Origin of the sequence: Bradyrhizobium sp. 41S5 (assembly GCF_011516665.3) — a bacterium.
GTDB classification, from domain to species: Bacteria; Pseudomonadota; Alphaproteobacteria; order Rhizobiales; family Xanthobacteraceae; genus Bradyrhizobium; species Bradyrhizobium quebecense.
The window spans coordinates 7334323-7349855 of record NZ_CP083721.1 but is presented as its reverse complement, the minus strand read 5'-3'; the positions used below and the strand labels follow the sequence as shown (position 1 = coordinate 7349855).

At 58.9% G+C, this 15533-nt stretch carries 4 protein-coding genes and 9 pseudogenes; 5 read left to right on the top strand and 8 right to left on the bottom strand.

Annotated elements, in window-relative coordinates:
• Nucleotides 1–74: 74 nt before the first annotated feature.
• A complete protein-coding gene (locus HAP47_RS35315; RefSeq protein WP_176396264.1) occupies nt 75–1658 on the bottom strand; it encodes a carbohydrate porin in 1584 nt (527 codons plus the stop codon).
• Nucleotides 1659–2793: 1135 nt separating this feature from the next.
• Between HAP47_RS35315 and HAP47_RS35310 the strand changes: the two genes are divergently transcribed.
• On the top strand, nt 2794–3309 hold the full coding sequence (locus HAP47_RS35310) for a hypothetical protein (RefSeq protein ID WP_173643999.1): 516 nt from the start codon (nt 2794–2796) through the stop codon (nt 3307–3309).
• A 542-nt stretch (nt 3310–3851) separates the two neighbouring features.
• Here the strand turns inward: HAP47_RS35310 and HAP47_RS35305 are convergent.
• The 6 genes and pseudogenes from HAP47_RS35305 to HAP47_RS35280 all read right to left on the bottom strand — a co-directional run.
• Nucleotides 3852–4063, bottom strand: a pseudogene (locus tag HAP47_RS35305) (sarcosine oxidase subunit beta); the annotation flags it as partial.
• Nucleotides 4064–5192: 1129 nt separating this feature from the next.
• Nucleotides 5193–5375 (bottom strand): annotated as a pseudogene (locus HAP47_RS41805) (IS630 family transposase); the annotation flags it as partial.
• 167 nt (nt 5376–5542) lie between these two features.
• Complete coding sequence (gene hemN, locus HAP47_RS35295) at nt 5543–6877, bottom strand: oxygen-independent coproporphyrinogen III oxidase (RefSeq protein ID WP_173643988.1); 1335 nt, start codon at nt 6875–6877, stop codon at nt 5543–5545.
• 291 nt (nt 6878–7168) lie between these two features.
• Nucleotides 7169–7534 (bottom strand): hypothetical protein, encoded by a 366-nt coding sequence (locus HAP47_RS35290; protein ID WP_173643987.1) that lies wholly within the window; start codon nt 7532–7534, stop codon nt 7169–7171.
• A gap of 368 nt (nt 7535–7902) precedes the next feature.
• A pseudogene (locus tag HAP47_RS35285) lies at nt 7903–8004 on the bottom strand (IS66 family transposase); the annotation flags it as partial.
• A 1402-nt stretch (nt 8005–9406) separates the two neighbouring features.
• Nucleotides 9407–10122 (bottom strand): annotated as a pseudogene (locus tag HAP47_RS35280) (IS5 family transposase).
• A 438-nt stretch (nt 10123–10560) separates the two neighbouring features.
• On the opposite strand from HAP47_RS35280, the pseudogene HAP47_RS35275 reads away from it, so the two are divergent.
• Nucleotides 10561–11676: pseudogene (locus HAP47_RS35275) on the top strand (IS3 family transposase).
• A 37-nt stretch (nt 11677–11713) separates the two neighbouring features.
• On the opposite strand, the pseudogene HAP47_RS41970 reads toward HAP47_RS35275, so the two are convergent.
• Nucleotides 11714–12103 (bottom strand): annotated as a pseudogene (locus HAP47_RS41970) (ISL3 family transposase); the annotation flags it as partial.
• Here HAP47_RS41970 and HAP47_RS35265 point away from each other — a divergent pair.
• From HAP47_RS35265 to HAP47_RS35255, 3 pseudogenes are all read left to right on the top strand, one after another.
• Nucleotides 12101–12871, top strand: a pseudogene (locus HAP47_RS35265) (NEL-type E3 ubiquitin ligase domain-containing protein); the annotation flags it as partial. The pseudogenes HAP47_RS41970 and HAP47_RS35265 overlap by 3 nt on opposite strands.
• A 444-nt stretch (nt 12872–13315) precedes the next feature.
• A pseudogene (locus HAP47_RS35260) lies at nt 13316–13562 on the top strand (IS256 family transposase); the annotation flags it as partial.
• Nucleotides 13563–14808: 1246 nt separating this feature from the next.
• Nucleotides 14809–15398, top strand: a pseudogene (locus tag HAP47_RS35255) (helix-turn-helix domain-containing protein); the annotation flags it as partial.
• Between the last annotated feature and the right edge of the window lie 135 nt (nt 15399–15533).

The following is a 15533-nucleotide window of genomic DNA, read 5'->3' as shown; positions in this document are numbered from 1 at the left end:
TCGGAATCGCAATCGAGAAGCTCGCTGTCGCATGCTCCATGAAAAGGTAGGAGCAAAACGAGGCTTGCGATGATCTAGAAGAATATCAACGTGGACACCAATAGGTCGAGGGCGTGCTCCGTTTGGGGCGTGTGTGTGATGCTCGTCGGGTTATGGATGTATGACAGGCCGATGCTCGCATATATTCCGGGCGCGAGATACGCAGTGTATGTTCCCGTGATTGCTGTTGTATCGCGATGCACGAGCTCGCCCTTGGCGAAAGCAGCATCCACCGCAAACTTGCTCCAGACGGTGTTGGTGGCAACGAGAGCCATCAGATCACTGGGCCGACTATCAAAAGGTCCCTTCGCATAAAGGCGAAGCTCGTAGTACTGGCTGATTCTGTTGAGGTCGGGCGGTGCTCCCATGAGAGAGAATCCGCCATAGATACCACGAGATGGTGCCCCCTGGACGTCACTCTGCCAGAGCTGCCGGTCCGCGGCGATGTAGTGAAAACTATTGCCGCTATGCCTTTGCCGGTCCGGGTCCGCTACATTCTTGTAGCGGCTGTTGCTGAAACCAGCGCCTGCCCGCAACCACGTGTCAGGCACGCCGGGAGCGGCCTTACTCTTGTAGCCAATCTCGTCGATGAAAAGAATGCCCGCGTTTGCTGTGCTCCAGTTCACGCCGCTGGGATTCTCGGTTACATGCGCATAGGGTCCATCTGGACTGATTGAGCGCTGCACGGAGACTTTGTTGTACCAGCGATCATCGAAATTGTACTTCAGGTTGAGGGCGGGGGTCGGCGCCGCGTTGGTGCTCATCCCTGCTTGGAAAAGGGCGAACATGTTTGATCCTGAAATTCCTCCGAACAATGTGCCGGTGAATTCGTTCTGATTTCTAAGATAGCCAAACTTGAGTTCGAGTGTCCTGTCGAGGAAAGTTTGGTAGTAAGCGAGCGTGTTGAGTCCTACTCGATCAGGCCCCGGGCGCTTCCATGTCCAGTATTGCTGCTCGGCCCCCACGGCAATTTGACCATCAGCAATACCGAAGCGGCTGAGATCGTAGGTGACGATCATGAAGTTCGCCGTGGCAAATGTCGGATTCTGTCCCATATAGAGCTGGTTTGCGAAGCTGCTTCTGGCTGCATTCGGCAGCTGGTTGTCTGCAAAGCTGTTGTGCGTCCAGCCGATATACCCGATGCCGATGTCCGCCAGCGCCGATCTGGCGCCGCCCTTGTCCTGATCTATCGTATCGGAAGGCCCAGGTATGGCGAGCCACAACCCCTTTTCTCGTAGATTTTCGAAACGCGCGAAAGGGTCGATCGCCGCTTGTGTTCTCGTCTGGGTAGCCCGATCGGCACTGCCGCTCGTTTTGAGAGGCATGCTGGGACCATTTGCCGGCGCCGCGGCACGGGGTCCGGATGCCTTACTGATCAAGCGGATGGAGAGCCTTGTCTTCCGATCGGGAGCGGTGCTGCGGCTTCTTTTGGTGACCTGATCTGCAGTATCTCTGTTGAGATCAAGCTCGTTAGCGGCTTTTGCCAGAACTGAATTGCCGACCAGACAAGCCGCCAGCGGAAGTGCGACAACCCGGCCCCGTCGCTTCGAGCTGTATGCAAGTGCCGCCGTAGCCGAAGATGTTCGAGACGTTATCGCCGAAACAATGCGATCGCGCATAATGTACTTCGCGTCCCTATCTGCGAGCCGTGAATGGATCGAGCTTCGGCCTGATTGCCCGAGAAGCGGACTTCCCAGCCTTTGGAGTCTGAAGGCTATGGTGACCTCTAAAAGCAAAAGGTGTCGTATGTCCCCAGCGGGACCGGCTTTAACCGTCCCGAACCTCGTCACCCGGGGAGGGCTGATCTGGCCTGCACGTAACTTGTGCATCATGCGTGGCGCGAGCGCGAGCGGCGTGCTGGCTCGATGAGGTGATGATGACGAACGAGCTTCAGCTGTCCTTGCCAGCAAGACATCGCGAGCGACCGTGCTCCGTGATGCCGCAGAGGAGTCTTATGGTGCCGAACATCGTGCTTGAAGACGTCATTCTCGACGAAATGGTAGTCACCGAAAAGCAACCCCGCCGGTGACGAGGGCAGGCATCATGAAGCTTTGTTGGCAGCTCGGTCACCGAAAGACGAGGCAATCGACGGGCGCGAGGTCTGGAAAATGTTGCCGTCTGTGCCCCCGGCGATCGTGGCAGAGTGTTCTGCGAGCTGGCGCAGGAGAACGGAGAAAATAGCATTCGAGCAGCTTTGATCGCTGCCGCAGGGCAGTTGGCGAATCCGTCAGCTCCATTAGCGCGGCCAGATCTATGGTGCATTCCGAGTTCCTTGAAAAATGACCCGTGGGGCGTTCGATGGCCACGCTTGCCAGCTGTCCATCGTCTCGATCAACCTGCCGAGATTGGTAGTTGCAATGGCTGCCGGTCCAATGGCATGGCGCCCAGTGCTGAGGTGGCTAGCTGGCAGGGCTGAGTTTCCGTCACAACGCACTCCGGCGAGTTGGCGCGGTTCGTATTCGGCCGCAGCAGGGTGAGAAAATCTGCAAGGATCTTGTGAATCGTGAGAAAATGGTGCCCCGTTGCTCGCAAAGACGCGAAGCAGTACGCCGCTGCCGACGGTAGGATGCAGGAGATCCCCGCTAGGGGGTCTTTTGCGCTGAAAAAGAGCCCACATTGGAGCCGAAGGGCAAACAATCAGAGGTTGCGAAGAATGATGGTGCCCGGGGGGCGCGGGCGGCTGCAGCCCGTCAGCATCGCAGGCTATTGCAGCAACGAGCGGCCTATTGGGTCGGGGAAGTCGCGCGTGGAACCATGGAGATGACAGATCAAGCTGCCGCCTCGGACTTGCGGCCGCTCTTGCACAGCTCGTTAGGGCGCATTCGCTGGGGTTTGATGTTTCTTGTTATCTTCGTCGGCCTGGGTGCGGCGGCAGCCCATTTTGCATCGAGCCTCGCAGAGTTCGTCGAAACGCCTGCCGCTGGGCAAGTCGGTTCAACGATGGTTCTGTCACCGGAGGACAGGGCATCCCTGACCGAGACACAGGGGACGCAGCAGAAGCTGAGCGATGACATCGCAGAGCTCACCCGCCACATCGAGGCCCAGCGGGGCGACCTCCAAGCGATCTTGGATCAGCTCACCACACTGACTTCGCGAATCGACACCTTGCAGATTCCGGCGCCTGGTCCATCTGCTCCTTCCGCTGCTACTTTGCCGCCAGACAAAGCGGTCTTGAGCTCCGTCAAGAAACGCATCGGACGCTCAAAACCACAGGGTCCTGTTTCGGTCGGAGGCGCGCCTTTGATCGCAGGACCGATCGGCGAGCGCTGACACCACAGACCGGTCGCCTCCTTATCGCGGTCTCACCGCCTCGCCACCGCCGGGGCGGGGCCCGCGCCGAGCGCCGCGTCAAGCTGGCTCGCGCCGCCTCGACCCAAACCGGATATGGATTGGCCCCGTCCATCACATGTCTCGTCAGTGCAGCCGGATCTTCGCGATCACAGCGAGAAGATCCGCTACGGACGGCCTCCGCCGTAAGTCCGAACCGAAACGCCTGTCGATCTGAATGATGGGCCCGAGCAACGCCGAACCTGGACTATCCTAGTGGCTCTGCACAGTGATTTTGACTGGTTAGCACCGTGGGGGTCCAACGGACTTTCAGCGGAAGCTAAGAGCGCTAAGGATGCCGGGGTCATCTCACGGGCCAGGCAACTCGCAGGGCAGCCCGTCGCCGGCCGGGGCGCGGACGCGTCTCCCGCGGGCTCGCGTGAATCTTCCGTATAGAGAGTCCGCGTTGCACGACGATCCTGGCCTTGCGCGCGACCCATCGCAGCACAGCCTGTCGGTGGAGATCACCGCTGCGTCTGGGTCCAAAGGTTGGCATCGACGCCGTGTAGCCGCATGGCTTTGCGCGCCGCGTATAAGCGTCGCGCTGAGCGTCGGAATGGAAGCGATCCAACGCGCCACGCTGAGACCATGGCGTTTAAGTTGAAGTCCTGCTCCCAGTTCATGGCTCATAGAAGGGATTGTTGCCGGGCAGTAGGTAGTTCGAGCGAGCAATCGTCGCGTTACGACCAACATTGCCTACGATGTCAAGCCGCTATCCCTGGACGGAGCGGCCGTTGCGAGTCCATCGGGAGCCATTGTCCGTTGCAAGAAGGTTCTACGATTAAATTCTTCAGACAATTGAAGCGTCTTCGCACTGAGCGAGTATGCCGCGCGGTTGGCACAATCGCCAAGATCGGGGATTTCGGGTCAGTTGGTCGCAAACTTGTCAGAGAGACGCGAGCTCACGACGAACATCAGTTGGCGATCGTGACAGCGGTGATCGCTCACCATCCCCCGCGTAGCGCTCATGGCTCATCAAGACGTCGAGGGGAGCCTCAGAGGGCTGGTAGGTCAAATTTGGCTTGAAGCTGACGTAAGGTCATATTGTAGCGTCGCCAGCGAAACATGACCAAAGCAGGCTCGATCCGATAATGCAATTTAGATTTACAGACTTCGACGACGTGCGCGCCGCAAACAGAGCATATAGCAAGGCTTCGGGAGTAGGTTATCATCGCAGTAGACTGCGCGGGACGCCACATCTCGAGCAGCAGGCAGCTTCAGCTCTTGACATATGGACTTGGTGTCTATCGCCTCAAGAGAGGATCAATTACATCCGAAAACATCGTTCCCAATTCCGGTTTGACAGCTACGGCCAGATGATCGGTGTCGTCCGCGGTCGTTGCTTCAATGGTTACGCATCCGAGCTCATCAAATGGCGAAATCGATTCAGGGCCAACACGTGGCGTGCTGCCGTGTTGTTTTGCGCTGGGACTTGGGCAATCCTCATTTATGCTGTCCTCCGAGTGCTAGATATTGTTCGCAATTGACTGGAGTTCCCATAGTAAGGCCGTTCACCGCCGCGTGAATTGAAAGTCTTTAGTATGCGTGTGAACGGTTGCAAGCTGACTCGTGTCTGCAGCCGTAGCTCGGACTCGTCCCATCTTCGGCGCGTTACGGATTTGGTTCACGTGCCATCGGATAGTCATGAGATTGCCGCCCACGAACAGGGCCCCGTCTCGGTTGGTCGTCGGATGATCCAATCTTGGTCCGAAACCCCTGCCGGGGCTAATCTGACCGCCGGACCCAACTTATCAAAATCACTGTGCAGAGCCACTAGGCGAGCGTGATATCCGGCTTCGCTGTCACCGCCTCCAGAATCAATTGCGAATGCGCTTCGATTTGCGGTCACCGCCCTGGCGTTTAGGAACGATGTCGCCAACTTCCTTGAGGCGACCGCGCCGGCGGATCGCGCTGACACCAAAGCGCTCGGCAGCCTGTCGACAGGACATGCCACCGTCAATCGCTGCTACCACCCTTTGGCGAAGATCAACCGAAAACGCCCTGGCCATACATGCTGGCCTCCCTCGCCAGCATGTGGCTTGAATCTGACTCGCGCCGTTTTGGGAATCCCCACCCGATTCGTTCCGGTCGGAAAATGCTCTAGTATGACCGTACGGGCCGCGGCCCGCGACCTCATTTGATGCTTCAAGAACTGTGCGCATATGGGTGGTCTTCGTTAATATGGTGCGCGGTCGAGATAAGCGTCGAATGCCGCAGCAACGGCGCGGATGACAAAACGGTGCTCCTGCTTGACGCGGAGGATACCCTTTTCGATCTCCACTATCCCGTCCTCGGTGAGCATCTCCAAGCGATCAGCTGAATCAAGAAAAGCTACCGGATCAAATCCGTGGTTGGCGCAGATTGCTGGAACATCGGCCTGTAAGTCGCACATCACGCGTTCGATGATTTCGGCCCGAAGCCGGTCTTCCTCGGTGAGACGGTAGCCCTTTGAAGTCGGGAAGCAGCCAGCTTTGATATGCTGATGATAGGAAGCGGTTGCGAGCTCATTCTGGACGTAGCCGTCAGGAAGGCGGCCAATGGCGGACGGACCGAAGCCGATCACGGTTTGACAGGTATCAGCCGAATAACCCAGGGAGTTGCGGCAAAGGCGACCGGCCTTCTGCGCCAGCGCGAGCTCGTCGGATGGCAAGGCGAAATGGTCGAGCCCAATTTGTCGGTAGCCCGCCGCGACCAGAGTTTCAGCCACCGCCGCGGCTTGCTCGGCGCGAGCGACATTGTCTGGCAGCGCCGCCTCATCGATCTGGCGCTGACGTTTCATATAGGAGGGAACATGGGCGTAGCCGAAAACCGCAAGCCGGTCCGGCCGCATAGCTACCGCGATTCTGGCGGAGTCAACGCAGGACTGCACCGACTGGTGTGGCAATCCGAACAGGAGGTCGAAGTTGATGCGGCTTATTCCATGCTGGCGCAGACTTTCGACGGCAAGAGCTATCTGTGTCTCGCTCTGGACGCGGTTCACTGCCCGCTGCACCAGGGGATCAAAACTTTGCGCGCCAATGCTGGCGCGGCTGACGCCGGCTGAGCCTAATGTTTCGGCCATCTCGGTCGTGAACGCTCTGGGATCGATCTCGACGGCAACGGTGGTCGACTTGCTGAATGTGAAGCGGTCGCGCAGGAGCTCCATCAGGCCCAAGAAGTCGGCAGGCGAGATGATGGTCGGCGTCCCGCCGCCGAAATGCACGTCGCTGACGGACAAGGCGCGGGGCGCCTGCGCTGCGACCAAATCAATCTCCTCGCGGAGCACCGCGAGATATTTGCGGATCGGTCGCTCGCTGTGAGTGAGGCTTGTCGGGAAGCCGCAATACCAGCAAATCGAGCGACAGAACGGAACGTGGAGATAGATGGATACCGGTTCATCGCGCGGCAGCCGCCTCAACCATCTCCCATAAGTGTTGGCGCCCACCATCGCGGAGAAATCAGGTACGGTCGGATAAATAGTGTACCAAGGCAGGCGGGAATCGCAATATTTGTTCAGCAACGAGGTCTGCACGTCTTATCTATCCATGCTCACACAACATGAAGTTGACCCATCTCCTCTTCGGTGTCTTTGCTTCATGTCAATGTGCCCGCTTTGGTCTCGATCTTTGTCTGGACGTAGTGGCAATCCGTCCTCCGAAGGTGTGTCGCTTCTGGCTCTCACACGTTTATGAAGAAGCAATGATCTCAAACCATCAGCTCGCGGCGGATGTGGTAAAGCGCGCCGACGGCTGGCGGGATCAAATTCGCTCTGGCAGTCTGGCAGCATAGGATCAATAGGGCAGGAGGGTTCATGAACTGATGGTCATACGTTCAAATCCGGTTCCGCAACGACCGATGTTTGCGATAGCAAGCCATCCAGAGCCCAGGCCTCCGAGAGGAAGTCGGGGTTCTTCTTGTCCGCCGCAAATCGCAGGATCGCGGCCAAGTCACCGCGCAGCACGATGGCGAGCTGTTCCCCGTCGAGCACGAGCGTGACCTGATCGATCAACGTACGGAACCGCCGCCTCGGCTTTCTCCTCTTCGCACTGCAGGCTTTCATACAGTGCAGAGATGCGCTGCCGATAGACTCCGCATGTTCGGGTGCAAGAGCGGCGGGGGCCTCAGCGCTCGCGAGCAGATCGGTCAACTTCGACTTGCAAGCTTCGAGCGCATCCATCTCAGCCTTCATCGACGGTTCATACATGCCATCTTGATCGCAGTGATAATGCCTCGAATCTGCTTTTTGACTCTTTCCAGCTCGCTTTGCCAAGCATCCTGATCGGTTCGACGTTCGATCCGCATTCGGTTCACTTCTTGGGTGAATTCCTCGCAAAACTGCTTGAACAATTCGGGCTTTATTAAGTGCGTCCGGAGGCCGTTCAATACGGATGGCGCCAGCGCATCGTGCCGGATGTTCACGCGATTATTGCACGTCCCCTTGTTCCCGCGCCGCCGCGCAGCCGAGCAGGTCCTTCGAGATCATCGTGTACCCACCGCCGACGCCGGCGGCCCAGGCATCTCTTCGCCGGCCTAGTGAGATGCGGTTGTTGCGTGGCGGTCGAGCTTGTCGCGGGCGTAGATGGCCTCCTGGCGGTAAAGCGGCTCGCCATCGGCATATTTGGCAACGGCAATCTGGGCCAGAAGCGCTTCCGTCGTCAAAGCAAGTGCCGGTAACGAGAGACGCGGAAGCCAACTCCAGCGTCGCCGACCGCCTCGCAGTGTTCCAGTTCAACGTCCTCTCGGCCTAATCCTCCGTAGAAATCACCCGGCCTCGGCGAGCCGAGGGGCATCAGCAGCTATCGGATTGCACGTCTCTCCACCATACTGTGTATGTGAAGGACAGGACTTGGCGGCAATCAAATACCTGAACGTGACCGCTGACGATTTTCACTGAGAAGAAGGACGATGTGTCGTCCTCGTAGCCGATGCATATCTCCGAGGTCCCAGGGCTCAATATCCAACGCGATTTCGCCCCGTGGTGACATAGGTTCGGTAACAAACCGCTGACGTGGCATTCACTGTCGTAGTCGTATCCGTCCACTTGTTTTCCGCATACGGCGACACTAATCTCGTTGCGCGTTTTGGTTTCGCGTTCGTACACGCTGAGGACTTCGCAGCGGCGATGGTAAGCGAACGCGACCGCAGCTGACGCCACTCGGACATGCTGTTTCATATCACCTACCTAATGCCGGACGGACGAAGGGCGGGATGCGCCGAGTGCGCCCCCGTGTCGTCAATGGCCGGCAACGATCGCCGAGGGTAAGGGAGTCCAAATAAAAGACGCCGCTCCTCTTCGTCCTAACTCCCCACCGCGGGTTCTTTCTTTAGGCCCGCAAGGGTGACGACCCGGATTCTGATCGCCGAATCACTGCGCTTTAGCTCACTCGCGATCTCTTGCGCAGCTCGCGCGGCTTCCCGCAGTTCGAATACCCGCTGGTCGTCCAGCTTAGTCCATCGGGTAAATCGCTTACCTAGCAACCCCACCTAAAAGCAGTCATTTATCTGGGTTCTCCCCGACTAAATTCGTGTCCTACCGCTGTGCGACGTCAGTGCTTTGCCTGACAAGCTCGCGAACTCTTACGCGATAAGGTCTCGTCTGAGAATGCTAACCCGTTTGTTCAGTGCTCGGCGCAACGCATTGCCCTCATCTGTCGTCATCCTGCCAGCGGACCGCTCGGACACACAATCCATCATGACCCGTTGAATCTGGACCAGTTTCATACTTTCGATCTGGGCAATGCGCTTCTTAACTTCGGCGTGCAAGCAGGCAGTCTTTCTAGACATCGTCAGATCCTGATGCTCCACGGAGTCCAGCCCGAAAGGCTAACCACGTTTGACGGTACAGCATCAACATTGGATCGGGCTCCTACCTTTTCTGGGGGGCCCGTCGCTCCCTGGCCACTCATCCTCTATTCATCCTCGGGGCGGCCCGGGCTTAAAGAAGGGCACTGCCCGTCGTCACCCAGCGCTCAATCTAGCGGATTGCGGTCGAGGCGCCGAGACCGAGCACCCGCGCCGTTTCCGTCTGCTCTCGCCGTCTTCGACTAGGTCGTGTGGACACTTACCGCATCCAAAGGACGATGGCTGCGAGAGTGACGACGGCGCGATAATTTCGGGCGGTCTTTTCGAAGCGGGTTGCGACGCGGCGGAACTGCTTGAGCTTTGAGAAGCAGCATTCGACGAGGTGACGCTGGGCATAGAGGTGCTTGTCCAGCGGGTATTTGAGTGCGCGTGACGGGTTGTTGGGGATGACGGCGAGCGCGCCCTTGGCGGCGATGGCTTGGCGCAAATGATCGGCGTCATAGGCCGTATCGGCCATGACGACCTCGGCAGGTAGTCCCTCGATCAATGCGGCAGCTTGCGGTGCATCGCCCTGCTGGCCTGCGGTCAGCGCGAACCGTACGGGACATCCCAAGCCACGAACGGCCATATGTATCTTGGTGCTCAGCCCCCCGCGCGAGCGGCCGATCGCCTGATCTTCAGACCCCCTTTTTTGGCGCCGGCGGCGTGCTGATGCGCCCGGACGATGGTGGAATCGACGATCAGATATTCGAAGTCCGGATCATCGGACATCGCCTCGAAGATCCGCCACCAGACGCCCTTGATGCTCCATCGACTGAAGCGCCGGAACACGCTGTTCCAATCCCCGAACGCCTCCGGGAGATCACGCCAGGGAGAGCCCGTGCGAACAATCCAAAGTACACCTTCCACGAACATCCGATTGTCGCGCCCAGTGGAGCCCTTCTGGTCGGGGCGACCTATGATCAGCGGCGCCATCCGCTCCCAAGCCGCGTCGCTCAATACCAAACGGTCCATCACACCCAAGACTGCCTCCCCAAAAGCAGTCTTGAATCTGATTTGCGCCTAAAAGGGAATCCTTAGAGTCCACACCACCTAGCGCGACCGCCCGCGCCCTGAGATCCTTCGAATATCCCCGAGCCATCGCGACCTCGCCATTGCTTGTCAAAGCAACCCGAATCTGATTAGCGCGCCTCAGGGACCGCCCTTATTTGTTCCGATTCACATCAACCGAAAACCGCTCTAGCCTGAAGGAGCTTGAGTTTCCTGAGCTTCCACTTGGCCATTGGACCATGGTTGCGTGTGAACCTCCTCCGAATGAGTGGACACCTGTAGTAGGCTCAATGAGCCCGGAGGTCTCGAATGTAACGTCAACGTCGGTCGTTTACCGAGGATTACAAGCGCCAGGCGGTCGAACTGGTGGTGTCGAGCGGTCGCTCGATCGGGTCGGTTTCCAAAGAGCTGGGTCTGCGCGACTCGGTGCTGCGGCGCTGGGTAGATAAGCTCCGGCAGGAGCCGGCATCGGCGGCGTGGCGCCCCACCACGCAGGCGACGCCGATGTCGGCGGACCAGGCTTCAGAGATCGCCCGGTTGCGTCAGGAGAACGAACGGCTGCGCATGGAGCGCGACATTTTAAAAAAGTCGATCGCGATCTTTGCCGGAACCCGGACATGAGCTTTCGCTTCATCGAGGACCACCGCGAGACCTATCCGATACGCTTGATGTGTGCCGTGCTCGAGGTCTCGCCGGCGGGCTATTACGCATGGCGCGAGCGCCCGGTGAGCGCGCGTGCGGGCTCCAATTCCACGCTCCTGGCCGAGATCCGGCAGGTCCATCACGACAGCGGTCAGCGCTATGGCAGCCCGCGGGTCTATGCCGCTCTGCGGACCCAGGGACGGGGCGCCAGCCGCGGCCGGATCGAACGGCTGATGCGTCGATATGGCATTTGAGCGCTCATGGCGCGACCCCGTCGGGTTCGTCACCACCGACAGTCGTCACGATCTGCCGATCGCGCCGAACCTGATCGCGCGTGACTTTACCGCCGCAGCGCCAAACCGGGTCTGGCTCGCCGATATCAGCTACATCCCGACCGCGGAGGGCTGGTTATACCTGGCGGCCGTCATGGACATGTTCAGCCGAAAGATCGTCGGGTGGGCGATGCGGGATCACATGCAGGTCGAACTGCCATCCGCGGCTCTGGCAATGGCCATCAAGCAGCAACGCCCGCAGCACGGGTTGATCCACCACTCCGATCGCGGAGTGCAGTATGCCTCACGCGCCCATCGCGACGCTTTCACGGGCGCCGGCATCACCGCATCGATGAGCCGCAAGGCCGATTGCTACGACAACGCCCCGATGGAGAGCTTCTTTCATACGTTGAAAACCGAGCTCGTCCATCATCGCGACTACAACACCCGCGCCGAAGCCCAGCGCGATATCTTCGCCTTCATCGAGGGCTTCTACAACCGCACCAGGCTCCATTCCGCCATCGGATATATCGCCCCGATCAAAACGGAGCTAAAAGCCGCTTAAACCCGTCCACTTTTTCGGGGGAAGATCAGTGTTAGCCGTGCACCGCGCCCTTATCTTTGGCGATGCCATTCGCGAACGAGCCAATGAGGCTCCGCTTGGATTCATCTATCCAAGGTTCGAACTCGATCTCGCCCCTCTTTCTGATCATCGCGTGGAAGCGGCCAACGAGAGCGTGGGCATCGGCCAGCATAGGAACGCTTTATTCAATACCGGCATCCGTTACGGTCTCGGCCTTGCTTAGGTGGTCGCGCTTCGTCGTCAACAACTGCGCGATTGTCCTGGCGGCGGGGACCTTCTGCAATTGTTGACGGCTGATAGTCTCGGCGCGTCGCCGTCGCGTGGCCCATTCCGCCACCGCGCGCAGTGATCCCTTAAAGCCTTGCCCTCTCAAACGGCGCTAGAGTTCGGCACCGTTGCGACAGCCGCCTGGTTCCTAGAGAGGCTACGAGAGACCGTTAACTATGGCAATCACGAGTTTCGGCAGAGAGTGGCTGATGATCTGCGGCAGGCGGCGGCCAATCCGAGATTGCGCGAGCAGTTTTTTGCACAGGCTTCCGAGGCCAACGCGAGCTGCGAGGATCGAGTTACCTTGCACTGGAACGGTATGCAGACCGCGCGCCTCAACGCTGATGTCGAGGGCGGCGTCTATGACGATCGTCTTGGCGAACTGATCCAGCGCGGCCGTGTTGCGTTCCGCTTGGAGGCGCTTGACGAGATCGCGCGCGACAGGGTCAACTCGCTCCTCAGCCTCGACCCAGACATAGACGACGTGGAAGTCTACTTGGCCTATCAACATCGGCTGCGCGAGCCGCTGGAGCTCAGTCACGTCGCCCCTGACATGCGCTTCCTGGCGGTCTCTCGCGTAAGCGAGGATGATGCGACGGAGGCGCTGGACCTGGTCCGGGAGCGGGAAGCGAACCAATTCACCGACTATATGGCCACCCGCTGGCAACCTTGGGAGACGGTGCTGAGGCGCATCGCACCGGACGAACATGCAGCGATGCAGGACCGGCTTGTCGAAGCCATGGGCGAAGAGTTTCAAAGCCGTCTGGATCTGCGACTGGCCGAACATGGTCTGGTAGGCGACGTCGATGCCGAGCGGGTGCTCGGAGCCCAAGTCCGAAACCAAATCGCAGCCGAGATAAAAGGCGAGGTCATGCACCGGCTGCTCGCAGAGCGTGGCCTAGAACAATGAGACTTCCCCTCTTGGAAGCCGACATGAAGCTTTGCCACGCCGAGCTGGCCGAAGAGAATCAGCTCCTTTTTCTGGTCCTGGCATCGACAGGCGTGAGCCTGTCAGAGGCATTAGAAATCAACAAAGAATTCGAAGAACGAACTTGTAGGTACACCTTTGTTGGAATGAAGTCCTTGACCTCCAAAAGGCGCACTCCTTTCCGAAAGTCCTGCGTCTCCGCCAGCCGAAACAAATACGACGGAACCTATTGACAGGTCGCATCCCGGAGGCGTTGAAGAGGCTGAACAGGTTTCTGGACAATTGCTGAATCGATGATTCGATAAGGTCATCCAAGTGGATCGACCGGATGGGCTATGGGCGAAAGTTGGTGACAGCATGAAGAGGTAAGGCGGCGTATCGTGGTGGTGTTCGAAGCCTCCAGTTTCCATCGAAGGAAGATACGCCGTGACCGACACTAACGGTTTTCAATTTTCCCAGCCAGGAAGTTTCGCGGACCCGCTTACCGAGGTTTTTCGCAACGGCGCGCGAGCGCTGCTGATGGAGGCCGTGGAGGCCGAAGTGGCGGCTTTGCTCGGCAGGCACGCCGCAGGTTACCGATGATGGCCGCCAACGGCTGGTGCGCCACGGCCATCTGCCCGAGCGAGAGATCATAACTGGCATCGGCTCGGTAGCGGTGCGCTGCTCGCGGATATCTGTCGTACTCACAGTTACGCAGGAGAGTGACCGTCGACGCGTGGTCGATGAAGGCTCCGCACGTCCAGCTCAAATTGTCTTCAGGTCTTTCACTCCGTGGTTGACGCTTGCTCTTCAGGAGCGATTCGATGCGCCTCATGCGGCGGCACCGGCCGAAATCAAGTCGAAGTGTCCTGCAAACCTACAACTCAATAGGGTCCGAGTTCAGGACGGTGATGCGTCTGGGCAACTGTTGTCGACTAACTCAGAAATGTCACGCCAAGTCGGCGCGCATCACGCCAAACTACCTGGCATATCGTATCGACGTCCGCGCTTAGAACGCGCAGCCCAAAGGTTGCGGGCATGAAACGCGCGTCAGGCGTCTGAACGATTGCGGAGGATGCCGTGAGGTGGCGGACCTTGCAGCGCATTGGACTGCCATCAACCAAGATCTGTCCTGCGCAGACAATGCTTTTCCGCTCATTCGACATATTCCGCCTTTCCCAATATAGCACCTGCACTTTTGACCGGCGACTTCCGCCTCAAATAAGGCCAGACCATGGTGTCACGCTACTCTCGGCGTCTCTTTTTCAATCCCAGCCAACTTTGCCAACCTCCCATCGTGTGTCCACAATTCTCCACCCGGCGTGCTTCGTGTCGCCGCTGCTGTTCCAAGCTGCAACCTACTCGACCATGACGCGCTCCACATTCCGTAAACCGCGCAGCGCGCCCTCATCATGCCGCTCTTCGCCCCGCCAGTAGCAGATTTGCAGCGTCTTGGACAACGGCCCGCCTCCCTTCTTCTCGCAGGCCCTCCAAGCTCCAAACAGCGCGCTTCCGCCTTGCGCGGTACACCCATAGAAGCTTCGACGCTCGGCGCGGCTTGGACTCTTGACAACCGTTTCTGCCGCGGCCCGGCGTGGCGAGCGCAAGCTCCGGCAAAGCCGGCCGGGCCAATCGGCCGTGAAACCGTTGGAGCACAGTATCTTGGCACACCCGGGGACGTTGATCTGCTTACAAGGATGCCGCGGAACTGGATCGACGAGGCGTTGAAGTCGCCGTGACGGCGTCACGACTGCCGCTTTCACATGTCGATTGGACCGCTTATCAACTGAGGTGTATTCCCCTTCGATGCCTCTGCGCGATCTCGATTGAACAGGCTTTCTTGTGCTGCTCGAACGAAAGGCTCTCCACACCCGCCTCGATCAACCCCTGCTCACCCTAGCACCCACTTTTCGTGGAACGAGAGTCGTGATTCAAGCGAGATAATACCCGAAGCAAGAGAAGTGCGCTTTTCGAGGAAAGATCGCAAGTGCCTGAAACCTGTTGCCCCTCACCGGTGACATTGCAGCGTGATTTGAAGCGAGCGCGGATACTGCTGTTGGCGGCGGCCGGACGCGGCCCCCGGTCGATCGCCAAGGAAGTTGGGGTCTAGCCGCGGATTGTCAGCCTTTGGCGGCATCGCTATGCTGAGCAACGTCTTGAAGGGCTGCAAGACAAGCCGCGGCCCGGCAAGCTGCGATCTATACGAAGACGACCGACAAGCGGATTCTCAAGCTGCTGGATAAGGCGCCCCGCGCAAGGGTTTGCGCGCTGGACCACCCGCCCTCTGCTGGCCGAGGCGCTGGGCGATGTTGATGTCCAATATGTCTGGCGGCCCCTGCACAACCACAAGATTGACCTCGCGGCTCGCCAGTCTGGTGGGAGAGCAATGACCCGAACGTTGCGGCCAAAGCCGCCGATGTAGTCGGCCTTTACGTCGCCCCGCCAGCGAAGGCGCTATGCGTGGACGAGAAGCGCTCAGATCCACGCCTTGGAGCATCCGAAGTTGCTCAACGGCCGCGCCTTGCGCGGCTAGAGCCACGATTAGAAGCGGCATAGTTGCGCCTGAGCTCAGTCCCTGGCCGGCTCGCGCCAAATATTCCAATCCTTTAGTGTCCGTGTCGTACATGGCCGCCTGGGGCGCGGTCCCTTCGCCTGGCACAATGCT

Bases quoted from the DNA above. Each gene is read 5' to 3' on its own strand.
- HAP47_RS35310 (WP_173643999.1), top strand. From the start codon at position 2,794: ATGGAGATGACAGATCAAGCTGCCGCCTCGGACTTGCGGCCGCTCTTG.
- HAP47_RS35290 (WP_173643987.1), bottom strand. From the start codon at position 7,534: ATGAAGGCTGAGATGGATGCGCTCGAAGCTTGCAAGTCGAAGTTGACC.
- HAP47_RS35315 (WP_176396264.1), bottom strand. From the start codon at position 1,658: ATGCGCGATCGCATTGTTTCGGCGATAACGTCTCGAACATCTTCGGCT.